At 68.3% G+C, this 24,447-nt stretch carries 21 protein-coding genes and 1 pseudogene; 6 read left to right on the forward strand and 16 right to left on the reverse strand.

Features of this window, described 5'->3' with window-relative positions; all coding sequences use genetic code 11:
• Nucleotides 1–106 precede the first annotated feature (106 nt).
• Nucleotides 107–1,306, forward strand: coding sequence for an acyl-CoA dehydrogenase family protein (locus C6A87_RS23970; protein ID WP_311114519.1), 1,200 nt, complete (start codon nucleotides 107–109; stop codon nucleotides 1,304–1,306).
• Here the strand turns inward: C6A87_RS23970 and C6A87_RS23975 are convergent.
• Together C6A87_RS23975 and C6A87_RS23980 are read right to left on the reverse strand one after the other, a co-directional pair.
• Entirely contained in the window at nucleotides 1,285–2,835 is a 1,551-nt protein-coding gene (locus C6A87_RS23975) for a histidine phosphatase family protein (RefSeq protein ID WP_311114520.1), read from the reverse strand. The two genes, C6A87_RS23970 and C6A87_RS23975, sit on opposite strands and share 22 nt — an antisense overlap.
• Before the next feature lie 161 nt (nucleotides 2,836–2,996).
• Nucleotides 2,997–3,893 (reverse strand): alpha/beta hydrolase, encoded by an 897-nt coding sequence (locus C6A87_RS23980; RefSeq protein WP_311114521.1) that lies wholly within the window; start codon nucleotides 3,891–3,893, stop codon nucleotides 2,997–2,999.
• A 167-nt stretch (nucleotides 3,894–4,060) separates the two neighbouring features.
• Here C6A87_RS23980 and C6A87_RS23985 point away from each other — a divergent pair, with 167 nt between their 5' ends.
• Entirely contained in the window at nucleotides 4,061–6,187 is a 2,127-nt protein-coding gene (locus C6A87_RS23985; protein WP_311114522.1) for an acetate--CoA ligase family protein, read from the forward strand.
• Nucleotides 6,188–6,266: 79 nt separating this feature from the next.
• Here the strand turns inward: C6A87_RS23985 and C6A87_RS23990 are convergent, their stop codons facing one another.
• Nucleotides 6,267–8,114, reverse strand: coding sequence for an acyl-CoA dehydrogenase (locus C6A87_RS23990; protein WP_311114523.1), 1,848 nt, complete (start codon nucleotides 8,112–8,114; stop codon nucleotides 6,267–6,269).
• 244 nt (nucleotides 8,115–8,358) lie between these two features.
• Here C6A87_RS23990 and C6A87_RS23995 point away from each other — a divergent pair, with 244 nt between their 5' ends.
• Nucleotides 8,359–9,597 (forward strand): TetR/AcrR family transcriptional regulator, encoded by a 1,239-nt coding sequence (locus C6A87_RS23995; RefSeq protein WP_311114524.1) that lies wholly within the window; start codon nucleotides 8,359–8,361, stop codon nucleotides 9,595–9,597.
• Between the two features lie 4 nt (nucleotides 9,598–9,601).
• Here the strand turns inward: C6A87_RS23995 and C6A87_RS24000 are convergent, their stop codons facing one another.
• The 10 genes and pseudogenes from C6A87_RS24000 to C6A87_RS24045 all read right to left on the reverse strand — a co-directional run bounded on the left by C6A87_RS24000 (nucleotide 9,602) and on the right by C6A87_RS24045 (nucleotide 18,700).
• Nucleotides 9,602–10,006, reverse strand: a complete 405-nt coding sequence (locus C6A87_RS24000; RefSeq protein ID WP_311114525.1) for a hypothetical protein — start codon at nucleotides 10,004–10,006, stop codon at nucleotides 9,602–9,604.
• 1 nt (nucleotide 10,007) lies between these two features.
• Nucleotides 10,008–11,078: a phosphotransferase family protein gene (locus C6A87_RS24005; protein WP_311114526.1), complete on the reverse strand. Its 1,071-nt coding sequence runs from the start codon at nucleotides 11,076–11,078 to the stop codon at nucleotides 10,008–10,010.
• A 19-nt stretch (nucleotides 11,079–11,097) separates the two neighbouring features.
• Nucleotides 11,098–11,748: an SDR family oxidoreductase gene (locus C6A87_RS24010; protein ID WP_311114527.1), complete on the reverse strand. Its 651-nt coding sequence runs from the start codon at nucleotides 11,746–11,748 to the stop codon at nucleotides 11,098–11,100.
• A 22-nt stretch (nucleotides 11,749–11,770) separates the two neighbouring features.
• Nucleotides 11,771–11,872 (reverse strand): annotated as a pseudogene (locus C6A87_RS24015) (oxidoreductase); the annotation flags it as partial.
• Nucleotides 11,872–13,011 (reverse strand): acyl-CoA dehydrogenase family protein, encoded by a 1,140-nt coding sequence (locus tag C6A87_RS24020; RefSeq protein ID WP_311114528.1) that lies wholly within the window; start codon nucleotides 13,009–13,011, stop codon nucleotides 11,872–11,874. The gene C6A87_RS24020 and the pseudogene C6A87_RS24015, both read right to left, overlap by 1 nt.
• Entirely contained in the window at nucleotides 13,004–14,407 is a 1,404-nt protein-coding gene (locus C6A87_RS24025) for an AMP-binding protein (RefSeq protein ID WP_311118065.1), read from the reverse strand. The genes C6A87_RS24020 and C6A87_RS24025 overlap by 8 nt, the downstream gene beginning before the upstream one ends.
• Before the next feature lie 169 nt (nucleotides 14,408–14,576).
• Nucleotides 14,577–15,560: a hypothetical protein gene (locus C6A87_RS24030; RefSeq protein ID WP_311114529.1), complete on the reverse strand. Its 984-nt coding sequence runs from the start codon at nucleotides 15,558–15,560 to the stop codon at nucleotides 14,577–14,579.
• Between the two features lie 22 nt (nucleotides 15,561–15,582).
• Nucleotides 15,583–16,437 carry an enoyl-CoA hydratase-related protein gene (locus tag C6A87_RS24035; protein ID WP_311114530.1) on the reverse strand — a complete coding sequence of 285 codons (855 nt, stop codon included), beginning with the start codon at nucleotides 16,435–16,437 and terminating at the stop codon, nucleotides 15,583–15,585.
• An 11-nt stretch (nucleotides 16,438–16,448) separates the two neighbouring features.
• Nucleotides 16,449–17,276 carry an SDR family oxidoreductase gene (locus C6A87_RS24040; protein WP_311114531.1) on the reverse strand — a complete coding sequence of 276 codons (828 nt, stop codon included), beginning with the start codon at nucleotides 17,274–17,276 and terminating at the stop codon, nucleotides 16,449–16,451.
• A 542-nt stretch (nucleotides 17,277–17,818) separates the two neighbouring features.
• Nucleotides 17,819–18,700 carry an aminodeoxychorismate lyase gene (locus C6A87_RS24045; protein ID WP_311114532.1) on the reverse strand — a complete coding sequence of 294 codons (882 nt, stop codon included), beginning with the start codon at nucleotides 18,698–18,700 and terminating at the stop codon, nucleotides 17,819–17,821.
• Between the two features lie 53 nt (nucleotides 18,701–18,753).
• On the opposite strand from C6A87_RS24045, the gene C6A87_RS24050 reads away from it, so the two are divergent.
• Both C6A87_RS24050 and C6A87_RS24055 read left to right on the forward strand, forming a co-directional pair.
• Nucleotides 18,754–19,839, forward strand: a complete 1,086-nt coding sequence (locus C6A87_RS24050; protein ID WP_311114533.1) for a folate-binding protein YgfZ — start codon at nucleotides 18,754–18,756, stop codon at nucleotides 19,837–19,839.
• A 146-nt stretch (nucleotides 19,840–19,985) separates the two neighbouring features.
• Nucleotides 19,986–20,171 carry a DUF3073 domain-containing protein gene (locus C6A87_RS24055; RefSeq protein WP_003930430.1) on the forward strand — a complete coding sequence of 62 codons (186 nt, stop codon included), beginning with the start codon at nucleotides 19,986–19,988 and terminating at the stop codon, nucleotides 20,169–20,171.
• A 27-nt stretch (nucleotides 20,172–20,198) separates the two neighbouring features.
• On the opposite strand, the gene purM is transcribed toward C6A87_RS24055, so the two are convergent.
• The gene (gene purM / locus C6A87_RS24060) at nucleotides 20,199–21,272 is read right to left on the reverse strand and encodes a phosphoribosylformylglycinamidine cyclo-ligase (RefSeq protein WP_311114534.1); all 1,074 of its coding nucleotides are present in this window, start codon (nucleotides 21,270–21,272) and stop codon (nucleotides 20,199–20,201) included.
• A gap of 122 nt (nucleotides 21,273–21,394) precedes the next feature.
• Here purM and C6A87_RS24065 point away from each other — a divergent pair, with 122 nt between their 5' ends.
• Nucleotides 21,395–22,375 carry an NAD(P)H-binding protein gene (locus tag C6A87_RS24065; RefSeq protein WP_311114535.1) on the forward strand — a complete coding sequence of 327 codons (981 nt, stop codon included), beginning with the start codon at nucleotides 21,395–21,397 and terminating at the stop codon, nucleotides 22,373–22,375.
• Here the strand turns inward: C6A87_RS24065 and purF are convergent.
• Both purF and C6A87_RS24075 read right to left on the reverse strand, forming a co-directional pair.
• Complete coding sequence (gene purF / locus C6A87_RS24070) at nucleotides 22,372–23,910, reverse strand: amidophosphoribosyltransferase (RefSeq protein WP_311114536.1); 1,539 nt, start codon at nucleotides 23,908–23,910, stop codon at nucleotides 22,372–22,374. The two genes, C6A87_RS24065 and purF, sit on opposite strands and share 4 nt — an antisense overlap.
• Before the next feature lie 112 nt (nucleotides 23,911–24,022).
• Nucleotides 24,023–24,421, reverse strand: coding sequence for a sterol carrier family protein (locus C6A87_RS24075; RefSeq protein ID WP_311114537.1), 399 nt, complete (start codon nucleotides 24,419–24,421; stop codon nucleotides 24,023–24,025).
• Nucleotides 24,422–24,447 lie beyond the last annotated feature (26 nt).

The following is a 24,447-nucleotide window of genomic DNA, read 5'->3' on the forward strand; positions in this document are numbered from 1 at the left end:
ACTTGACATTAGCATTAATTTCGTTACTTTAGTCACATGCGGTGCGTTATCGCCTTGATCTTGAGGCATGCGTTCGCTCTGATCGACACCCGCAGAAAGGCATGACATGACAGAGACGCTGACCCGTGACGCCGACACCGACTCGCGGCTGGACGACTACCTGCAGCGCGTGCGCGCCATCACCCCGTTGATCCGGTCCGAAGCCGAGGCCATGGAGCGTGCGCAGACGCTGAGCGACGCCGTCCGCGATGCGCTCACCGAGCAGAACCTGCACCGCATGCTGATCCCGACCGAATTCGGCGGCGGCGGATTGCTCCCGAGTGAGGGTCTGCGTGTCTACGAAGAGATGGCCAAGGCCGACGCGTCGACCGCATGGGCGTTCATGGCGACCTCGTGGTCGACCGCCGAGGTGCTCGGCTACCTCGAGCCCGAGGTGGCCAAGGACCTGATGAGCCGGGACGAGGACTTCCGCGTCGCCGGACAGCTGCTCCCCCGATACCCGGCCACGCAGGTCGAGGGGGGTCTGATCGTCGAGGGCAACTTCGCGTTCGCCAGCGGATCGGACCACGCCACCTGGATCGGCGCCGGCGTGTTCGTCGCCGACGAGGACGGTAACGCGATCCTCGGCGAGGATGGGCAGCCGCAGCCCCGCGTCGCCATGTTCCCCAAGGCCGAGGTCGACCTCAAGCAGAACTGGGATGTCTGGGGCCTGGGCGCCACCGGCAGCCACGACTACCGGGTGGACAAGAAGTTCGTCCCCAACGAGCACACCATCGTCACCTTCGGCGGCACGCCCTACCGGTCGGAGACGATCTACAAGCTGTCCAACGAGTTCGTCGGCCCGCTGCCGCACGTCCCGGTCGTGCTCGGTATCGCGACCCGCGCGCTGGAACTGCTTGCCGCGGTGGCCCTCAAGAAGTTCCGGCCTAACTACGGCGGCCCGATCGGCGAGGCCGACATCTTCAAGATCGAGTTCGCCCGGATGGAGGCGCTGCTGCACGCCGTCCGGCTCGCGTTCTACGACCTCGTCGAGTCGGCCGAAGCCACTGTGGACGCCGGCCATACCCGCACCCCGGAACAGATGGCCCGGATGCGCCAGCAGCTGGCCTGGAGCCATGAGGCCATGGACACCATCGTCGGCTTCGCCCACCGCTGGAGCGGCAGCCAGAGCATCGGCCGGACAAGCACACTGGGCCGGTACGTGCGCGATATGCAGGTGGCTACCCAGCATCTGCTGGTGGATCCGAAGTTCTTGGCCGACGCAGCGACCGACCTGCTGCCCATCTACGCCGCGGCCGGGGCCTGAGCCCAGCCACGGCGCGCCGAGATTGCATTCCATGCGGCGCTCTGCGCCTGACAAGCGCATGGAATGCAATTTCGGCGAGAGATTGAAGAAGGCGCCCAATCACCGAGGTGATTGGGCGCCTTCGTCTTTCGGTTTCGGATCTCAGCTCTCGCTGTCGCCGCCGTCTCCGCCGTCGTCCGCTCCGGCGTCGGTGTCCGCGTCGGACTCCGAGCCGGAATCGTCGGTGCCGGAGTCGTCATCGCCGGTGTCGGTGCCCGTGCCGGTGTCGGCGCCAGCGCGGCCTCGGCTTCCGCCGTGCCCGAGTCTGCCTCAAGGTCCGCCTCGGAGGCCGGGTCCTCGATGCTGTCCTCGGCCTCGGACTCGTCGGTCGAGTCGACACCGCCGGTCGGCTCGGTGTCGCCGGACTCCTCGACATCGTCACGAGTCGCCTTGACGGTGCTCACCGCGGCCGTGCGTGCCGACGAAACGACCTCGGGGGCTTCGTCTTCGCCGACCTCAGGTGTCGCCGCGAGTTCTCGGGGACTCTCGGATTGCGGCGTCTCCGTGGATGCCGTCACCGCCGCCGGAGACGACGCACCGCCTGCCGGCGTCGACCGCGTGACAGCCTTGGTGACCCGAGCGATCCACTCGGCCCGCACCGCCCGCTTGTACTTGATCACGGAGATCTTCGCATTGCTGATGCCCTGGTTGAGGGCCGTGCGGATGGTCACGGTGTCCCGCGTCGCGAACGCCTCCCGAATCGACTGGACCACCGCGCTCAGCTGTTTCTTCAGCGTCTGCCGTTGCAGCTTCACCTCGGCCCGGAACGTGCGCTCGGGGCTGAACTGCCGGCCGTCCCAGCTCACCAGCTTCCAACCGTCCTCGGCATTTCCCTCGATCACCACGTCCGCGGTGTTTCTCAGCGAGGCTCTCAGCAACTCCATCTTCTGCGCTGCGGTGAGGTTGTCGACGTTCATGAACGTCCAGAACATCATCGCTGCACCGTGCGAGAAGACAACGGCATTGCGATCACCGTTGTCGTACATGGCTTTCAAGGCCCCGCCCATCCTGGCGTCGAATTCGTGGCCGTCGATGGAACCGGGAATTCGCGCGTCCAGGTCGCCCTGAAGCGCCCATGCCAGCGGCGCCAGCATGTAGCCGCTGGAAGCCTCGCTTTCCGGTGTCCCTTCGTAGATGCCGGCCTCGATCTCCTGGAGGCCCGGCAGCACGGTGATGGGCAGGCCCAGGTAGCGCGACATCGGGGCCGCGGTCAGCTGGGTCCTGACCATCGACGACGCGTACACGGCGTCATAGTTCTTGTCGCCGAGCCGGGCGGCGACCGCTTCTGCCTGTTGGTAGCCGTTCTCGCTGAGTATCGGCCCCGGCGTGGACGAATCGATGCTGCCGGAGGCGTTTCCGAGAGACTGACCGTGACGCACGAACGTCACCCGCATCAGTTCCGCGGCGGCGGCCGGGAGCGCCGTGCCCACCAGCAGGGCGAACGCCGTGAGGACGGCGCCCAGATACACGTACAGCGAACGTCTTCGCACTCCCGGTCTGGTTCCGGATGCAGGGTTCATACTTTCTCCTTCGGTTGATGGGCACCACAGTTCCGCACGGGCACAGGGTGTTTCTGCCCTGAGTCGGGCAGCGTCGGTCGGCCTGCACGCACGCGGCGGCAGGCAGTGCGGTGTTACCGCTGAGGTGTGGGCTAGAAGACGAGGTGCTTCCGGATGAACGCCCCTGCTTCATCGGCCGCCTGACGGCCCTCGGGCAGGATCGAGGAGAACAACGGCCACACGTGCACCATGTCGTCGTACTCGGACACCGCCGCGGTACCACCGGCGGCACTCATCGCGGCCGCCGCGCGGCGCGAGTCGTCGAGCAGCACCTCGGTGGAACCGACGAGGAAGAGCGACGGCGGGAGTCCGCCCAGTTGGGCGAACACCGGCGAGGCGAGCGGGTCCCGCGGATCGTGACCCTGCAGGTATGCCTCCCCCAGGTTCGCGATGGAGCCACGGGAGACGGCGATGTCACTGCCGTCGTACAGGTCGACGCTCGCACCGCTCGCGGTGAAGTCCAGCAGCGGTGAGACAAACACCGCCGCCGCGGGCAGAGGTGCCCCGCGGTCGCGCAGGACCGTCAGCGCAGCGAGCGTCAGCCCGCCGCCCGCGGAGTCTCCCCCGACCACGACACTGTCCGCGCCGTAGGTGGACACCAGGTCCGTGAGTGCCGCGACACCGTCGTCGACGGCAGCGGGAAACTTGTTCTCCGGAGCGCGCCGGTAATCCGGCAGCACGACCGTCACCCCGGAAGCGCGCGACAGGGTGTGGCCCAGCTCCTGGAATCCCCTGGCGCTGCCGAGGACGTATCCCCCGCCGTGGAACCACACGAGCACCTTGTCGCGGGTGGCGCCGTCGGCGGTGACGGACAGCACCGGGATTCCGCCGGCCATGCCCTCGACGGGTTCGACCCCTGCCGGAAGGGGGAACTGCAGCAGCAGCTCGTCGTAGGCAGTGCGCAGGTCGTCCACTGTCGCGGTCGCAGGGTCCGGGAAGCCATTCACGTACATGTCCTCGACCCGCGCCAACGCCTCGGTTCTCGCCATTGATCCTCCGAAGTGAGCTCGCCGTCCCGACGGATCACACCGCCGGGATGACGGCGATGTTAATAGCGAGACCTAACTTCCGGAAGCTTTTGCAGGATATTGTGGCAATTTCAAGCTCAGACGACCATAATCGAAGTTCACTCATTGCAATCGGAGGGCCAGCAGCCATGACCGTCGTCTCCCACGGCGAAGCATCCCGCACCGGATCGGGCGAGCAGCGCACCCGTAGTCCGCTCGAGCGGCTGATGAACCCCACGACAGTGGCCGTCGTCGGGCTCAGCGACAAGTCCCCGGTGGCCGGGTTCATCGCCCCGACGCTCAACAGCGAGGCCGAGGTCCACTTCGTCCATCCCACGGCCGAGACCGTGCTGGGAGTGCCCGCGCACCGCACCCTCGGCGACATTTCCGGCCCCATCGATGCCGTGCTGTCGGTGATGTCGGCGGAGCGCACCGTGGCACTGGCGGAGGAATGTGCGGACCTCGATTGCGGCGGCCTGGTGGTGTACGCGGCAGGGTTCTCCGAGCTCGGCGCCGAAGGAGCCGAATTCCAGCGCAGGCTGGTCGAGGCCGCCGAGCGTGGCGGCATGGCCGTCGTGGGACCCAACAGTCTGGGCTACATCAGCGTGCCCCGCAGTCTGCACCTGACGGCCTCGGCCGACTACCACCCGAACGCGGGTGGTATCTCGATCGTGTCCCACAGTGGCGCGATGATCGGCGGTATCGCCATCGCCGCGCGGCAACGCACCGGCGTCGGGATCTCCCGGCTGATCTCGGCAGGCAACGAGGCGACCACGGACATCGCGGACTACCTCGATTTCCTCGCCACCGACCCGGACACCACCGCGATCGGTCTGGTCGTCGAGGGGATACGGCGCCCGGCGGAGTTCTTCCGCGCCGCCCGCCGCTGTATCGCCGCGGGTAAGCCGATCGTCGCGGTCAAGCTCGCCCGCAACGCGCGCACGCAGCAGATGGCGGCCTCGCACACCGGCGCGCTGGCCGGCAGCGCGTGGGCCTATGACGTGTCCTTCGAACACGCAGGCATCCAGCTCGCCTACGACCTCGAGGAACTCGTCGACAGGCTCGCTCTGGTCAGCCAACTGGACCCGGCGCTGTGGAACCCGGTGCAGCGCATCGGCGTCGTCGCAGGCACCGGCGGCTTCGCGTCCCTGGCGTTCGACGTCGCCACCGCGGAGGGGCTGACGCTGCCGCCGCTGGACAGCCTGGCCGAGTGGGTCGCGTCGACCATCCCCGGCATCACGGTCCCGAATCCGTTGGACACCACCGGCTTCGGCGCGACATTCTGGACCGACATCGTGGACCGCTATGTCGGTTCGGACGAACTCGACGCGGTGGTGTTCGTCAACATGTGGAGCGACTCCCCGCTGTACCGGCGCCTCATCGACGACGTCGCCGCCGCAGCCCGGCGCTATCGCAAGCCGGTGGCGATCGCTGCCGGGTCCGGCGCGGTCGGCGAGTTCGCCACCGAGGTGGTCGGCGACGACGGGGTTGCCGCACTCGGCTACGGGATCCGGGGGACACTGCGGGGCCTGCACACCCTGGGGGCGTTCGTCCGGGCTCGGCAGTCCGCCGGTGACGTCGTCGAGGCACCCGCCCCGATCGCCCGTCCGGCGACCCACATCACCGATGCCGGTGGCAGCCGGTTCCTGCCGTTCGCCGAAATCATGTCGCTGCTGGACCGTTTCGGGATCCCCACCGCGCCCTACGCCGTGATCAGCGGAGAGGATCCGGTCAGCGCACCGGCTTTCGCGGGTCCGTACGCGGTGAAACTGGCCGACGTCGCCCACCGCACCGAACTCGGCGCCGTGGCGTTGAACGTGTCGGCCGCCGACCTGCCCGAGGCGGTCGCCCGGATGCGCGGCATCGCCGGTGACCACGCGGTGTCACCGGTGGTGGCGGTCCAGTCGATGACCGCCTCACGCGGCGAACTGCTGATCGGGATCGACGGCAGCAGCGAGCTGGGTCCGATGGTGATGCTGGGCCTGGGCGGCATCTTCGTCGAGGTTCTGCAGCGCATCGGTGGGCGGCCGGCGCCGTTGACCAAGGCCGATGCCGAGGCCCTCATCGAGGAGTTCCGCGATCTGCGGCTGCTGCACGGATTCCGCGGATCGCAGCCGTGGCACCTCGATCAGCTGGCCGAGATACTGGTCGGGCTGGGCAATCTCGCCGCGGCCGGGCACCGGTGGATCGAATCGCTGGACGTGAATCCGCTGCTGGTCACCGAGGACGGTCTGGTGGCGGTCGACGCGCTGTGCATCGTCCGCGACGACGCCTAGCCACCGAAGCCCACACGAAAAAGCGCCGCGGCCGGTTCACACCGGCCGCGGCGCTTTTTCGTTCAGTGTTGGAGGTCGCTCAGAAGGCGGCCTCGTCCAGCTCCATCACGAAGTTGTCGACCGTCATCGCGGCTGCCCGTTGGGCGGCGACGGTCGGCAGCACCTCGCGCGCGAAGAAGCGTGCGGCACTGACCTTCCCGCGGTAGAACGCAATGTCGGAGGTTCCCGGGGCTGATGCCAGGGCGCTCTCGGCGATGCGGGCGCTGCGCAGCAGCAACCACGCCACGACGACATCACCGAGGACGTAGAGCAGGCGGGTCGCGTTCAGGCCGACCCGGTAGATGCTATCGGCACTGTCCTGAGCGGCGGCCAGGTCGGCGGTCATCTTGGCGACGATCGCTTCCACGTCGGCCACCGCCTGGGCCAGCAGTGCGCGTTCGGCGGCCAGATCGCCGGCCGGGTCCGATGAGCCCGCGAAACTCCTGATCTCGGTGAGCAGATGGGACAGCGCCCGGCTCCGGTCACGAACCACCTTGCGGAAGAACAGGTCCTGCGCCTGGATCGCCGTCGTGCCCTCGTAGACCGTGTCGATCTTGGCGTCGCGGACGTACTGCTCGATGGGATAGTCCCGCAGGTAGCCCGACCCCCCGAAGGTCTGCAGCGACTCGGTGCCCAGGATCACCCAGGACCGTTCCGACCCGTAGCCCTTCACGATCGGCAGCAGAAGATCGTTGACGGACTCGGCCAGACCGGTGTCGTCGCCTGCGGCCGCCTTCACCGCGATCTCGTCCTGCCAGGACGCGGTGTAGAGGATCAGCGAGCGCATCCCCTCGGCGTAAGCCTTCTGGGTCAGCAGCGAGCGCCGGACGTCCGGATGACGGGTGATCGTCACCCGCGGGGCAGACCTGTCCGAGGTCTGGGTGAGGTCGGCGCCCTGCACCCGCTGTTTGGCGTACTCCAGCGCGTTCAGGTAGCCGCTCGACAGCGTGGCGACGGCCTTGCAGCCCACCATCATGCGCGCATCCTCGATGACCTCGAACATCTGGGCGATACCGTCGTGCACCTCACCGAGGAGCCACCCGCGGGCCGGCTCGTCGTCGCCGAGCGTCACCTCGCACGTGGTGGACACGTTCATGCCCATCTTCTTCTCGACGTTCGTGGCGTAGGCGCCGTTGCGCTCACCCGTGAGTTCACCGGTGTCGAGGTCGAAGTGGTTCTTGGGGACCAAGAACAGGCTCAGACCTTTCGTCCCCGGCCCGCCGACGCCGTCCACCCCCACCGGCCTGGCCAGGACGAGGTGCAGGATGTTGTCCGCCAGGTCGTGTTCGGCTGCGGTGATGAACCGCTTCACGCCGTGGATGTTCCAGGTGCCGTCCGCGTTGGCGACCGCCCGGGTCCTACCGGCTCCGACGTCGGAGCCGGCATCCGGCTCGGTCAGCAGCATCGTTGCGCCCCAACGATTGTCGACGGCGATCTGGGCGATCTTCTTGTCCCGCTCGGTGCCGTGCCGGTAGATCACCCGGGCTGCGGTCGGGATGCCGACGTACGTCCACAGCGCCGGGTTGGCTCCCAGGACGAACTCGGCCAGCGCCCAGTTGAGCGAGTTCGGCGCACTGGTGCCGCCCAGTTCGGGCAGCACACGCAGCCGCCACCACTCGGCATCCATCCACGTCTTGTACGTCGCCGCGAACGACGGCGTCATCGTGACCGTCTTGTCGACCGGGTCGTACACCGGCGGATTGCGATCGGCGTCCTCGAACGACTCGGCGAGATCCTCACGCGACAGCCGTTCGACCTCGCGAAGGATGAACTTCGCAGTGTCGAGGTCGATCTCGGAATAGGGGGCAACACCGAAGACTTCCTCCCGTTCGAGCAGCTCGAACAGGTTGAACTCGATGTCACGCAGATTGGTCTTGTAATGGCTCATCAGGAGTGCCTCTCACGTTCTGTCGGCCTGCCGGACCACCGAAGACGGTCGCTGAATGGGCCCTGGTACCGGGACGGCGGAATCCGTGAACCATAACTCCAGCGCGCGGGGCTGGTCAATATGCCGTTATAGTGCAGGTATACGGGACGGAGTAAATCTCAAATATGCCCTTCGGGACGCAGGTGGGCCGGCTGCGCGGGGATGCGAAACTGGACGCATGGTCCAGCCGATCGGAAAGCGTGAGATGACAGGACCGACTGCCGAACGCGTGGAGTCCGTGAAGGCGACCCTGCGGAAGTCTGCACGCGGCAGCCATCGGACCGAGCAGGTGGCGCGGGCGGCCGCCCACCTGTTCCAGGACTACGGCTACCAGAATGTCAGCATCGACCGGATCGGCGCGGCCGTCGGCCTGACCGGCCCCGCGGTGTACCGGCATTTCAAGGGCAAGCACGAGATTCTGGTGCACGCGTTGATGAGCCAGGTGCGACTGGTCGACGAACTCCACTCCGCGGCGACCGAGCAGGGCACGACACCCGAAGAGCGCTTGCATCTGCTGATTGCCGGACTGGCGGACCTGACGGTCAACGGCAACGAAGCGACCCTGTGGCGTCGGGAACAGCGCCATCTCGCCGACGTCGAGCGGAAGGTGTTCCGGCGCCACTTCACCGACAACCACGAACGCATCGCCGCACAGATCCTGGCCCACAAACCCGACCTCGGCCAGCAGAAGGCCGATCTCCTCGGGTTCGCGGTCCTGGCAATGTATTCCAACACTCCGGACATCCGGGGCACCCTGCCTGCCGATCGCCTGCAGGAGATCCAGACCGCCATCGCATGGGCGATCATCGACTGTCCCCTTCCCGATACCGACCCGGCCGCCACCGTGACCACGGCGCCGATGCCCCGCCGGCCCGCAGGCCGCCGTGAGCGCATCATCGACGCGGCCGCACGCCTGTTCAACGAGCGCGGCTTCTACGACGTCCACATCGACGACATCGCCAGAGAGTCCGAGATGTCGACCGCCACGCTGTACCAGCACGTGGCGAGCAAGACGGAGGTGCTGCGCGCCGTCCTGGAACGCGGTGCGGAGGGTCTGCTCTACGTGACCGCCGACGCCCTGGCCTACGCCACGGGCCCCGAAGAGGCACTCGACGCGCTGATCGAGACCTACATCCGGCAGGCGGTGGGCCCGTACGGCCGGATCATGCACATCCTCGCAGCGGACCTGCTGTACCTACCCGAAGACGAGCAGCAGGCGCTGCGCAGCGCGCAGCGCGAATACCTGGCCGAGTGGGTGGAAGTCATCGAGGCGCTGTCCGGCGGTCTGACGCCCCACGACGCCCGCGCGCTCACGCAGGCCGCCATCGGTGTCGTCACCGACATCACCCAGAACCCGGACCTCCGCCGACGGCCTCAGCTCGTCGAGGAGCTCACGGCCGTCGTCCACGCCATGGTGCTGCCGCCCGGACTCGAACCGGCCTGATGCGCTATGCCGGCAGTCCCGGTAGCAGACCCCGCGAGATCTCGACCGCGATGTCGTCGGCGCTGAACGCCGCGACCGCCCGGACGACGGCGGGGTCGACGCCGCCGGCATATGCAGCCGCCAAACGCTCTCCGACGATCCGGCGTTCGGTCCGCAGCGCGTCGAGGCCGTCGCCGGAGCCGTCCGGCTGTGCCCCCACCGCGGTCGCCAGCTCGCGGGTCCGCGCGACCGACGCCGACACTTCGGCAGCGTCCCAGGACAGCCGCCGGTTCAGGTTGTCCAGCATCTCGATCACCGCGTGCAACTCGCCGCGGGCGGACTCCGACTCGACCGCGGGCAGCACCTTCTCGACCAGCGTCTGCCGGACGGTCTTCTGCACTTCGTCGAGATCCATTGCGTATACGGTCATCTCACGCTCCCCATTCTCCGTCACGGAGCATCTGATTGAGCCATCCGAGGCTGTAGTAGATGCTGTGGGCCATGTTCGCGTACCGGAGTTCGGGACGGTCGCCACGCTCGTAGATCGCCACGGCCTGCAGACATCCGATGGCGGTCTTGGTCAGCGACTGCACCGCCCACCAGGTCAGGCTCGCCGGGTCCGGACGCCATTCGGCGGCCGCCGCGTACTCGTCGAGGAACTCGTCGATGCCGAGCAGCTTGCACGCCAGCGGCGACCGGCCACGAGAGGTGCGCTGGAAGAACCAGGCGAGGTCGGCGATCGGATCGCTGAAATGGGCGGTCTCCCAGTCCAGGATGCCGATCAGGCTGCCGTCCTGCGGGTGCACCACCAGGTTGCCTACCCGGAAATCGTTGTGCACCAGGGAAACGCGCCCCGACACCTGGTCGGCGCGGTGATCCAGCCAGGCCAGCGCGAGGTCCAGCACCGGGATCCGGACGGACGCGACCTCGTCGTAGGTCTGCCGCCATTGCCGGTTCTCGACACGTCCGGTGTCTGCGGCCGCCGGCGGCGGGTCGAGCTCGGGCAGGGTCAACGACTCCGGTGCGGCGGCGTGCAGCCTGGCCATCTCGCGTGCCACCCGGCGGCCGAGTGCGGCCCGGTCCCCGGGGTCGGTGATGACCCGCGTGACGCTGTGCGGCATCGGGACGACGCCGACGAGGCGTTCCATCACGAAGAAGCCGCGGTTGCCCGGTTCCCCGACACGGTGTGCGACCACCCCGGGCACCGGCAGCCCCAGGCCGGCGGCCGCGCGCAGCAGCGCCACCTCGCGCGCCACGTCGTAGCTGCCCACGATCCCGCTCAGCGGTTCACGTTTGACCGCGAACGACGCGCTCTGGTCCTGACCCCACGTGGCGGTGACCAGATAGGTCTCCCACGAGTTGCCCTCGCCGCGCTGGTCGACGTCGACCAACTCGACCTTGCGTCCCCCGGCCACCTGCGCCGCGAGCACCGCCGTCAGTTCCGCCAGGAACGCCGATGTGCCGTCAGTCATGGCGGTCTCGCCTTCCACCGTCGCTGTCATGATGATCGTCCTCCAGGTCCTAGACGACGCTGACCGAGCGGCCGCCGCCGTCCACGGTGATGCGCTGGCCCGTCACATATTCCGCGTCGGCGGACACCAGGAAGGCCACGGCGCCCGCCACGTCGGCGGGCGTGCAGACCCGGCCGAACGGATAGCGCGCCGCCAGGTCCTCGATCGACCCGCCGCCGGTCGCGGCCTTCACCAGGCGCCGACCCATCTCGGTCTCCACCAGGCCGGGCGCGACGATATTGGCCCGGATGTTGTGTGCGCGTTCTTCTTGCGCGAGCGTGCGGACGCACATCTCCATCGCGGCCTTGGCCATCGTGTACGGCGCCGACAGAGCAGGCGCCTCGCCGACGGTGCTGCTGGAGATCATCACCACGTCGCCGCGGCCCGCCGCGCGCATGTCGGGCAGCACCCGCTGGATCAGATGGATGGGACCCAGCGCGTGCACCCGGAGCAACGACATGAAGTCGGCCACCGGAGTGTCGGCGACAGGCTGCCCCTTGCTCGCGGTGCCCGCGTTGCTCACCACGAGGTCGACCGGACCGAGGTCGGCGCGCACCGCATCGACCATCGCGTCGACGGCGGCCTCGTCGTCGATCGCCGCGCCGTAGGCCTTGGCCCCCCCCGGCGGAAACGATCTGGGCCACAACCTCGTCAGCGGCACCGGAATCGCGCCGGTAGTTCACCGCCACTGCGGCGCCATCGGCCGCGAGGCGTAGCGCGATACCGCGCCCGACGCCGCGCGAGCTGCCGGTCACCACTGCCACACGTCCGTCCAACCGGGACATCAACCCACCACCGCTCGTCCGACGAGGTCCTTCATGACCTCGTTCGCTCCGCCATAGATCCGCTGGATGCGCGCATCACGCCACATCCGGGCGATCGGATACTCCTCCATGTAGCCGTAGCCACCGAACATCTGCAGCACCCGGTCCAGGACGTCCCATTGCAGATCCGTCGCCTTGTACTTCGCGCCGGCCGCTTCGGCCGCGGTGAGTTCACCGTCGTTGAGCGCGAGCACACAACGGTCGACGTACTCCTGCAGGATCGCGATATCGGTGTGCATCTCGGCGATCTGCATGCGGACCGACTGCAGCTGCGCCAGCGGTCCCCCGAACGCGTTGCGCTGGCGGGCGTGGTCGAGCCCCAACTCCAGGGCATGCCGGGCCGATGCCACGGCCGCGACCGCGATCGACAGCCGTTCCCGAGGCAAATTGGCTATCGCGCAACCGAATCCGCGTCCCGGTTCGCCGACGATGTTCGACACCGGCACCCGGCAGTCGTCGAAGAACAGTTCCGCGGTGTCCTGCGCCTTGCGGCCGATCTTGTGCATGGGCCTGCCCCGCTCGAACCCGGGCGTCCCGTTCTCGACGGCCACGAAGGTGGTGCCCCGGCCGTCACGCTCCCCGGTGCGCACCAGCACGATCGCCAGATCGCAGGTCGCCCCGCTGGTGATGAATGTCTTCTGCCCGTTGATGACCAGGTGGTCGCCGTCGCGCCGCGCGCTCGTCGCGATCGCCGCCAGGTCGGACCCGGCACCGGGCTCGGTCAACCCGAGCGCGGTCACGCACTCGCCACCGGTGAACGCCGGCAGCCACCGTTGTTGCTGCTCGGGGGTGGCCAGGTCACGCAGGTACGGCACGATGATGTCGTTTTGCATCGAGAAGAGGTCGCCCGCCATGCCGGAGGCGACGACTTCTTCGGTCATCACCGCGTTGTAGCGGAAGTCCTCGATGCCAAGACCGCCGTACTCCGGGGCGAACTCGAAGCCCAGGAAGCCGTTCTCACCGGCGGCGCGGATGAACTCGCGGGCCACGGTGCCTGCGTCCTCCCACTCCTCGATGTGGGGGACGGCGGCGTGGTCGATGAACGCGCGGAACGCTTTCCGGAACGCCTCGTGTTCCTCGGTGTAGAGGGTCCTACGCACTCGACTTCTCCTCCTGCTCCTGCCAGTACTTGTCGCGCAACTGACGCTTGTACAACTTGCCGGTCGGCAGCCGGGGCATCTCTTCGATGAAGTCGAACGACTTGGGGCACTTGAACCTGGCCAGGTGATCCAGGCAGAACGCGCGCAACGTCTGCGCGAGTTCGGGAGTTCCGCCGCGCGGGTCGACCGGCTGGATCACCGCTTTCACGGCTTCCCCGAAGTCCTCGTCGGGAACTCCGAAGACCGCGGCGTCCATCACATCGGGATGGGTGATCAGCAGGTTCTCGATCTCCTGCGGGTAGATGTTCACCCCGCCGGAGATGATGACGAAGGCCTGGCGGTCGGTGAGGAACAGGTAGCCCTCTTCGTTCAGGTATCCGATGTCGCCGATCTTGGACATGGTGCCGCTGGGATCCTGGGCTTCGGCGGTCTTCTCGGGATCGTTGAGGTACTCGAAAGAGCTGTTGCCGCCGCGGAACCAGATGTTCCCGGCAGCGCCGACAGGCAGCTCGTTGCCGCCGTCGTCGCGGATCACGATCTCGCCGAAGAACGCCTTGCCGACCGTCCCGGGGTTGGCCAGCCACTCCTGCGGGGTGCAGCCGCACGTGCCGTTCGCCTCGGTCCCGCCGTAGTACTCGTAGATCACCGGACCCCACCAGTCCAGCATGTCCTGCTTGACCTGCCGGGGACACGGCGCTGCTCCGTGCACGACCGCCTCCAGCGAGGAGTAGTCGTACTTTTCCCTGATCTCCGTCGGCAACTTCAGGATTCGCGAGAACATCGTCGGCACGACCATGGTATGGGTGGCCCGGAACTCCTCGATCAGGGACAGGAACTGTTCGGTGTCGAAGCGTTCCATCACGATGTTGGTGGCGCCCAGTCGCAGACCGATCGAAATGCTCGACTGCGGCCCGGAATGGTAGAGCGGCGCAGTGGACAGAAACGTCATGCCCTCGCGCATCCGGAACAGGCGTTTGCCCATCTCCTCGATGCCGAGTTGCTCGTCGGGGGATACATCGGGGAGGTGACGTTTGACGGCCTTGGGTCGGCCCGTGGTGCCCGACGAGTAGAACATCGGAGTGCCGAGACGTTCGCCGTCACCGGGTGTCGGCGGATACTGCTCGATCACCGCGGAGAGACTCTCGAAGGGCGCCGGTGGCGCGTCGGCACCGATCACCAGCCACTGCTCGACCTTCGGGCACAGCTCCGGGAAATGCTGGGCCACAGCGAATTTCGCCGCAGTGGTGATCACCAGCCGTGCACCACAGTCATCGACGATATAGGCCGCTTCCTCCACCGAGAGGAAGGAGTTGATCGGCGTGTAGTACAGCCCGCACCGTTCCGCGGCCGGCATCGTCACGATCATGTCGAGGTGGTTCTCGGCGAAGAGCGCGATGTGGTCGCAGCGTTTGAGCCCGAGTGCGCGGAAGTGGCGGCCACCCGATTGGCGCGCTCGTCGAACTCGCGGTAGGTGAGGGTCTCCCGACTGCCCGCCATGATCAGCGCGGGACGATCGGGATTCTCGCGAACGTTGCGTGAGGGATACATGTCGGCTCCGGCTCCCGCTAGCTGAGGGGGCGCAGGAACTCGGCGATGCCCCAGCCGCCCTGGCCGTTGGCGTACCGGACCGACATCTGGCCCATTCGCGCGGCGCGGTCGGCGGTGCGCTGGGTCACGGGGACGAAGTGGTTGATCGTCCCGTCGAGCACCATCGTCGGCAATCCGTCAGCGGTGATCACCGCGGTGTTGCGGCCGGAATATGTTGCCTCTCCGGCATAGTCGGTGTAGACGGTGTAATCCCGGATCGGATGGAACACGCCGTCAGGCGTGATGACGACCCCGCCCGATGCCCGTACACCGTTGGGCTCGAACTCGCCGTATGCCGTGATCGCCGTACCGTCGACCAGCCAGGCGGCCAGCCATTCGCCGTTGTAGGACGCCCACTCCCGTGGTCCCCACGAATGGTCCCGGAACGACGTGGCCTTGTCCACCTGCCAGGTCGTCCCCCCGACGCGTACCGACCCGCTGACGTGACCGAACTGTTCGTAATGGTCGGTGGCGATCTGCGAACTGCCGGGGGTGCAGTCACCGTCTTCGGCAATGGTGAACATCGGCACCGAGGCCTCGAACGTCAGCGCGATCTCACACTCCAGCGACGGCGAGTTCTTCAGCGCCTGCCTGCCCCGCTCGGCCAGCAGCGACGGGGTGCTGATCAGCGCAACGGTGTTGCGGTAGTTCACCTCCCACGTGCGCGTGGCCTCCTTGGGCACGATCTCAAGCCCCTGGGTCGCCCAGCGGTCGTTGGTCTCGTTCGGCTGACGACCGGCGCGCAGGGCGATCCGGCCGCCGGGCAGTGTCAGCTGCACCGTCGCCTCGGAGTAGCCCATCGTCGGCCGGTTCCCGATACGCATGAGCGCGCTGACTTCGCTGACGGGGTCGACGAAGTTGACGTAGACGCTCTCGTTGTAGTTGGCGATGCCCGCCGGATCGTGGGTGAATTCGGCGTCTGTGCCGTACTGGCATGCGGTGAACGGCGCTGTTGAGTCCATGCGGGCCTCCGGTTCGGAATGGTCAGAAGTAGTCGGCGGGATCGTCGTCCAGCGGCGGGAAGACCGCGGGACGGCGTTCCAGAAACGACATCACGCCTTCGTGGACGTCGGCGGTGCGCAATCGACTGGCGTACACCCTTGATTCGTCCTCACATGCCGACCGCGGCGTCGCATGCCCCCAGCTGCGGCCGAGCAGCCGGCGCGACAGCGCGACCGAGGCCGGCGACGTGTCGGTGACGAAGACCCGCGCATAGGCCATCGCCTCGTCGAGCACGGCGTCGGCCGCGACGACGCGGGTCAGCAGCCCGGCCTCGTAGGCCTCGGCCGCGCCGAAGACCCGCCCGGACAGCACCCAGTCGGTGGCTCTCGTCAGGCCGACCAGCCGCGGCAGGAACCACGACGACGCGCTCTCGGGGACCACGCCGCGCCGGGTGAACACGAACCCGAAACGCGAGCGCTCGCCGGCGATGCGCACGTCGGTGGCGGCCATGATCGACGCTCCCCCACCGACCGCGTCGCCGTTGACGGCGGCGATCACCGGGGTACGCATGTCGAACAGCCGCTCACTGACCCGGCCGCCCGGTTCGCGGTAGCCCGTCGGCGTGTGTCCGGGGGCGTCCTCCTGGAGCGCCTCCAGCAGGGTGTCCGGGCCGGTGAGTTCCGCGCCGACGCAGAAGTGGTCCCCGGCTCCGGTCAGCACCACCGCACGGACTGCCGGATCCCGGTCGGCGATGTCGAGGGCATCCCAGAGATCACGCAACATCTGGTTGCGCAACGCGTTTCGGCGATGGGGTGCGTTGAAGCTGATGACCGCGACACCGTCGTCGAACCGGTAGTCGATCTCCTCGTAGGCCGGCGGTTGCCGATGGTCGGTCACCGCTGCCCCGCTCACGCTCCGCCGCTGCAGACCAGCGTCTGCGCGGTGATGTAGCTGGACTCGGGAGCGCACAGCAGGTACACCGCGCCGGCGGCCTCTTCGACCTCGCCGCCGCGACCCAGGGCGATGCCCGCCGTGACGGTCTCGTAGACCGCCGGGTTGACGCCGACCTTGATCTCACGCCCGGCGACGTCGATGGTCTTGGCCTCGGTGGTCACCGCGGTCAGCCGGGTGTTGATCACGCCGTAGGCGATGGCGTTGACGGTGACGTTGTAGCGGCCCCACTCCTTGGCCAGCGTCTTGGTCATGCCGAGCAGGCCGGCCTTGGCGGTGGAGTAGTTGACCTGACCCGGGTTGCCCTGCATGCCCGAGATGGACGAGGTGTTGACGATGGCGCGCCGCGACGCGGTGCCGTTCTCGGCCTTCTCCTTCTTGGCCAGACCGGAGATCACCGGCTGGGCGGCCCGCAGGATGCGGAACGGCGCGGTGAGGTGCACGTCGATGATGTCGTTCCACTGCTGGTCGGTCATCTTCTGGATGACGTTGTCCCAGGTATAGCCGGCGTTGTTGACGATGATGTCCAGCCCGCCGAAGTTGTCGACGGCGGTTGCGACGAAGCGGTCGGCGAACTCGGGATCGGTGACGCTGCCGGTGCACGCGACGGCCTGCCCGCCCGCTGCCTCGATCGCGGCCACGACTTCCTGGGCGGGGTCGGCATCCAGATCGTTGATGACCACCCGGGCGCCCTCGGCGGCCAGCTTCTCGGCGACTGCGCGCCCGATTCCACGCCCCGATCCGGAGACCAGCGCTACCTTGCCGTCGAGCTTTCCTGCCGCCACTTCAGCGTCCTCTCATCACCAACACAACAAATGTGAAGTGAAGATTAACTTCACGATGACGAAGGGTCAACCACCATCTGTACTGGCTGTTTAGCAAGCACGTAAATCTTGACTATGGAATCTGTCGGCGCCCGAACGCGCGTGGGAACAGTTCACCGGGCACGCAGGCGCCGCCAACAGGGCCGATGCGGATCTCGCTATCGTCGGGGGATCGTCACCCGACGGACAGGCCGGGGGTCGGGTCTCCGTACGCGCGCGGCCCCGGGCATGGCCGATCACCCACGTCGAGGCATTTATGCAGGTCCTGACATGGAACGGCCCCCGAGCTTTTGTTCCTCGGTCGGACAAGACCGAGGGGCTCGGGGGCCGGGTGACTGCGGGGAATTCGCCAGCGCGCACAGGTGCGTCGAGCGCTTTCCCTGGTGCTGCTAGCTCGCAGCCACCTCACATGTCCATAAGTCAATCAATTTCTCGGACCACCTCCTTCCCTGTGTACAGGCGACCGTACTCGCGGTTGAGGTGGGCGACAAGGGATTTAGCGCTCAGCGATCGCTGTGGATGGCCGCGTCGATCAGCGCGGCGAGTTCACCGTCCAGCGGTGCTGCAGGTAACGGCGCGCCGTCGAGGGTGTGTACCCGTGCGGCCAGCGTGATACTGGAGACCAGCCAGACCCCTTGGGCGGCGACCAGGTCGGCGGGCCGCAGAGCCTGGTAGTCGCAGTCGTAGCCCTTGTTGCGCGCGACCTCGAACAGCGCCTGCTGGGTGGTACCGCGCAAAATCGGATACCACGGGGGCGGTGTCAGCAGGCACGTCCCGCCGTCAGGCGATGCCGTCGCGATGACGACGGTCGAGCGGGGCCCCTCGAGGATGTGCCCGTCGGTGCTGACGAAGATGACGTCGCCGGCGCCGTGCCGTTCTGCGTGCCGCAGCGCCGCCATGTTCACCGCGTACGACAGCGTCTTCGCGCCGGCCAGCAGCCACGGCATCGCGTCGATGCCGTCGGCGGGCAGGCTGCGTTGCAGGGTCATCGCGGCCACCCCGTCGCGTCGCACGGCGGCGACGCGTGACGGCAGCGGGCCGACCGTCGCATATGCGGTGGGCGTCGAACCGTGTTCGCGGCCCCGGCTGTACACCAGCCGCAGCACGCCCTCGTCCGGTCCCGCGGCCAGCCAGCAGTCCACCGCGACAGCCACCGCCGCCCGCCACTGCCCGGCGTCCGGCTCGGGCAGATCGAGGAGTCGGGCGGAGTGCGCCAGCCGGTCCAGGTGGGCACCCAGCAGGCACGGCCCGCCGTCGCGCACCAGCAACGTCTCGAAGATTCCGTCACCGCGCACCGCCGCGAGGTCGTCGGCGAACAGCAACGGCGCCTGCGGGTCGTGCAGCTGCCCGTCGAGGGTGACGACGACGCCCGGATGGTCAGCCATGGGGCATCAGCGTAGCCGCGCTTCGCTCCGCCGCCGACTCGTACAGTTGGATCATGTCTGCCGTTCCCGCCCCCGATCCAGGACCCGACGCCGGAGCGGTCTGGCACTACGGAGACCCGCTCGGCGAGCAGCGCACCGCCGCCGAGGGGGCCGTCGTGGTCGACCGGTCCCACCGCGCGGTGATCACGATCACCGGCGCCGAGCGCCGGTCGTGGCTGCACACCGTGTCCAGCCAGCACGTCAGCGAGCTCCCCGCTGGCGCGGTGACCGAGAATCTGAGCCTGGACGGGCAGGGCCGTGTGGAAGATCACTGGCTGCAGACCCAGCTCGACGGGCGCACAGTGCTCGACACCGAGCCTTGGCGCGGTGAGCCGCTGCTGACCTTCCTGCGCAAGATGGTGTTCTGGGCCGACGTCGCCGTGGAGTCCGCGGACCTCGCAGTGTTGTCCCTGCTGGGCCCCGGTGTCGCCGATCCTTCGGTGTCCGCCGCGCTCGGCCTGTCGGCACTGCCCGACCCGGCGACCGCGGTGGAACTGCCCGGCGGCGGCTTCGTCCGGCGCCTGCCCGGCACGTCGGTCGAGGTCGACGTCGTGGTGCCCAGGTCCGAGCTCGCCGGGTGGCGGGACAAGCTGGTCGCGGCCGGGGTTCGGCAGGCCGGCGTGTGGGCCTACGAGGCGCACCGGGTCGCGGCCCGCCGACCCCGCCTGGGCCTCGACACCGACGAACGCACCATCCCGCACGAGGTCGGCTGGATCGGCGGCCCGGGTGTCGGAGCCGTGCACCTGGACAAGGGGTGCTACCGGGGCCAGGAGACCGTGGCACGCGTGCACAACCTCGGCAAACCGCCGCGGATGCTGGTCCTGCTGCACCTCGACGGCTCCGCCGACCGGCCCGCCACCGGGGATCCGCTGCTCGCCGGTGGCCGCACCGTCGGCCGGTTGGGCACCGTCGTGGACCACGTCGACGAGGGCGTGATCGCATTGGCTCTGCTCAAGCGCGGCCTGCCGACGGACACCGCATTGACGACGGGCGGGGACGTCGAGGTGCCCGCAGCCATCGACCCCGATTCGGTGGCCACAGTCGACGGAATGGGCGCCGGACGTCTCGCCGTGGAGCGGCTGCGCGGCGGCGCGAGGTGATCGCGCACGACAGGCGGCGCGCTCCCGTAGGGCCTGCCAGCACCACACCGCGAAGCACGGTAAGCTGACCGCAGGACAATAAACACACTCAGATCGGAGCCGCCTAGTAATTGGGCCGCTCCGTTATTGCGCGAGGGGGTTCCCCCATGGGCCGCGGCCGGGCAAAGGCAAAGCAGACCAAGGTTGCACGTGAGCTTAAGTACAGCTCACCCCAGACCGATTTTGAGCGGCTACAGCGCGAGCTGTCGAACGCTCCCGACAACGACCGCCTGAACGGCAGCGACACGCTGTCCGACGACGGCTGGTCGGACGAGGACGACTGGCGGCGCTGAGGCCGCCAGTCCCCCGTCCGGGGAGCGTCAGAACCTGGGGTGCTGGCCCACGAGCGTCGCTCGCGGCCCTTCCTTACTTCCCTTGTTGATGGTTCCGAGGGTCCAGCACTGCAGGTGACGGGCGGTAAGGATGGCCAGCGCGCGATCGGTGTCCTCCGGCGCGACGATGGCAACCATCCCGACCCCCATGTTGAAGGTCTTCTCCATCTCGGCCTGCTCGATACGGCCGCGCTGGGCGATCATCCCGAACACCGGTGCCGGCGTCCACGTGCCCCGGTCCAGTTCGGCGACCAGCCCGTGCGGGATGACCCGCTCAAGGTTTCCGGCCAGTCCTCCGCCCGTGACGTGGCAGAACGTCCGCACCTGGGTCTCGGCGGCCAGCGCCAGACAATCCTTGGCGTAGATCCGTGTCGGCTCCAGCAGCTCCTCACCGAGCGTGCGGCCGAACTCCTCGACGTGACCGGCGAGGTTCATGTGGTCGATCTCCAGCAGCACATGCCGGGCCAGGGAGTAGCCGTTGGAGTGCAGGCCCGTCGAGGCCATCGCGATGACCACGTCCCCGGGCCGCACCCGGTCCGGGCCGAGCACGTCGTCCGCCTCGACCACGCCGATGCCGGTGGCCGAGATGTCGTAGTGGTCGGGGGCCATCAGGCCGGGGTGCTCGGCGGTCTCGCCGCCGAGCAGCGCGCAGCCGGCCAGCACGCAGCCGTCGGCGATCCCGGAGACCAGCTCGGCGACCCGCTCGGGTACGGTGCGCCCCACCGCGATGTAGTCCTGCAGGAACAGCGGTTCGGCCCCGCACACGACGAGGTCGTCGACGACCATCGCGACGAGGTCGATGCCGACCGTGTCGTGCTTGTCCATCGCCTGCGCGACAGCCAGCTTGGTGCCCACCCCGTCGGTGGACGAGGCCAGCAGCGGCTCGCGGTAGTCGCCACGCAGGGCGAACATGCCGGCGAAGCCGCCGAGTCCGCCCCTGACCTCGGGCCGGGTGGCCTTCTTGGCAAGGGGTTTGAAAAGCTCGACGGCGCGGTCACCGGCTTCGATGTCCACACCTGCCGACGCGTAGGAAATGCCGTGTTGTTCGGCGCGCTCGATCATCGCAAGCAAGGCTACCCGCGCACGCGCGGCAGATCGCTGCCAGTATGCGTTGAACGCCGACGGGATGGCCCGGACTCGTGAACGCGGGTTTGCCACGCCACGGAAGTGGACATCCCCGCGCCATGCCCGCTGAGCATGTCCGTTGCGTTGTCACGGGCGCGACCGGTTACATCGGTGGCCGCCTGGTGCCCGCCCTCCTCGACCGCGGCCACGCCGTGCGGGCGATGGCCCGCACGCCGGCGAAGCTGGACCGTGCCGAATGGCGGGTCCGTGCCGAGGTGGTGCGCGGTGACCTGACGGACCCGGAATCGCTGGTGGCGGCGTTCGAGGACACCGACGTCGTCTACTACCTGGTGCACTCGATGGGCACCTCGAAGGATTTCGTCGCCGAGGAAGCGCAGTCCGCACGCAACGTGGTCGACGCCGCGAAGAGGGCCGGCGTCGGGCGGGTGGTGTACCTGAGCGGTCTCCATCCCGACGGCGTCGAACTGTCCCGCCACCTCGCGTCGCGCACCGAGGTCGGTGACATCCTCATCGACTCCGGTGTCGAGACCGTGGTGCTGCAGGCAGGCATCGTGATCGGCTCGGGGTCCGCGTCGTTCGAGATGATCCGCCACCTGACCGACCGGCTGCCGGTGATGACGACGCCGAAGTGGGTGCACAACCAGATCCAGCCGATCTCCATCGACGACGCGCTGCATTACCTGGTCGAGGCCGCGACCGCGGCGGTGCCGGAATCGCGGACGTGGGATGTCGGCGGGCCGGACGTACTCGAGTACGGCGATGCGATGCAGGTCTACGCCGACATCGCCGGGTTGCACCCGCGGAGGTTCCTGGTGTTGCCGTGGCTGACCCCGACGCTGGCGAGCCGCTGGGTGAGTCTGGTGACGCCGATTCCGTCGGGGCTGGCACGGCCGCTGGTCGAGTCGTTGGAGTGCGACGCCGTGATCCACGAACACGACATCGACACGGTGATCCCGCCGCCACCGGACGGTCTGACGGGCTATCGGGACGCGGTCAGCCAGGCGTTGCAGCAGGACGGCACCGCCGCCAAGGGCGGCCGGCGGCACTTGGTGAGGTTCAGCCCGGCGGCTGGGACTTAGGGCCTTCTCAGCGCGGAGGCGTTGTCGTTGTCGTTGACAGACTTCAGCGGAATCCCCGTGCGGGCGGCGGTCTCCAGCATGTGCTCGATGACGTTCTTGCCCAGCGCGGTCTCACCGGGCAGCTCGATCGGATAGTTGCCGTCGAAGCACGCTGAGCACAACCGCGACGCGGGCTGCTCGGTGGCGGCGATCATGCCCTGCTGCGAGATGTAGCCGAGCGAATCGGCGCCGATCGCGTGCCGGACGGCGTCGAGCATCTCGTCCTCGTCGGCCTCGGCGTTGGAGGCGTTGGCGATCAGCTCGGCCGGGGTGGCGAAGTCGATGCCGTAGAAGCACGGCCACTTGACCGGAGGCGACGCGATCCGGACATGCACCTCCAGCGCGCCGGCTTCCCGCAGCATCCTGATCAACGCGCGCTGGGTGTTGCCGCGGACGATCGAATCGTCGACGACGATCAGCCGCTTGCCGCGGATCACCTCTTTGAGCGGGTTTAGCTTGAGCCGGATACCGAGCTGCCGGATGGTCTGCGACGGCTGGATGAAGGTGCGGCCGACGTAGGCGTTCTTCATCAGGCCCTGGCCGAACGGGATACCGGACCCCTGGGCGTACCCGACCGCGGCCGGGGTGCCCGATTCGGGGACGCCGATCACCAGGTCGGCGTCGACCGGCTTCTCCAGCGCCAGCCTGCGGCCGATGTCGACACGGGTGGCGTGCACCGACCGGCCGCCGATCGTGCTGTCCGGGCGGGCCAGGTAGACGTACTCGAAGACACACCCCTTGGGTGAGGGCGGGGCGAACCGGGTGGAGCGCACGCCGTCGGCGTCGATGGCGAGCAGCTCACCGGGTTCGATGTCGCGGACGAACGATGCGCCGACGATGTCCAGTGCGGCGGTCTCGGAGGCGACCACCCAGCCGCGGTCCAGCCGGCCGAGGGACAGCGGCCGCACACCGTACGGGTCACGCGCGGCGTACAGCGTGTTCTCATCCATGAAGGTCAGGCAGAAGGCACCGCGCACGGTGGGCAGCAGTTCCAGCGCAGCCTGTTCGAGCGAGGAGTCCGCCGCGCCGTGGGCGAGCAACGCGCCCAGGATGTCGGAGTCGGTGGTGGCCGTCGCCGCGCCGCGGTTGCTCAGCAAACCCTCGTCACGGGCGCGGGCGGCGAGTTCGGCGGTGTTGACCAGATTGCCGTTGTGGCCCAGGGCGACCCCGGTGCCGGCGGCGGTGTTGCGGAACACCGGCTGCGCGTTCTCCCACGTGGTGGAGCCGGTGGTGGAGTAGCGGCAGTGCCCGACGGCGACGTGGCCCTGCATGGCGGCGAGGGTCTGCTCGTCGAACACCTGGCTGACCAGGCCGAGATCCTTGAACACCAGCACCTGCGAGCCGTCGGCGACCGCGATGCCAGCCGCCTCCTGCCCTCTGTGTTGCAGCGCGTACAGACCGTAGTAAGTGAGCTTTGCCACTTCCTCGCCGGGCGCCCAGACCCCGAATACTCCGCACTCTTCCTTCGGATCGTTCTCAAGCTGGTCGGCGGTCACGATCAGGCTGCTCCCTGGGGCTGTGGGTGACGTCGTCAGTCTACGGTGCTGTTCCGCGAAAAGCGGAATCCCGGCGACGGTGTGGTCAAGGGAACAACGAAGATTCGCGGGCTCACATTCCGTCGGCGGCAATGGTGACCACGGGCAGTGCGGCGGCTATCTCGGCTGCCCGCGATCCCGACATCTGCAGCGCCCCGGCCGCGGCGGCGTCCGCGACCGACAACAGCCCGGTCGCCAGCAGCAGCCAGGTGCGGGGGTCGGTCTCGATCACGTTCGGCGGATTGCCGCGGGTGTGCGTGGGGCCGGCGATGCACTGGACGGCGACGAACGGCGGGATGCGCACTTCCACCGACGATCCCGGCGCGACAGCGGCCAGCGTGCGAGCGGTCGTCCGGACCGCCTCGGCGATCCGCGCCCGGTCCGGGGTCGCGCGGTCGTCGCGCAGCCACTGCGCCACGGCGGCCACCGCGGCGCGGGTCTTCGCCGGGTCGGCGTTGCGGCGGGCGGCCATCAGCCAAGGGTCTCAAATCACGGTCG

The organism is Mycobacterium sp. ITM-2016-00317, from assembly GCF_002968295.1.
Taxonomy (GTDB): Bacteria; Actinomycetota; Actinomycetes; order Mycobacteriales; family Mycobacteriaceae; genus Mycobacterium.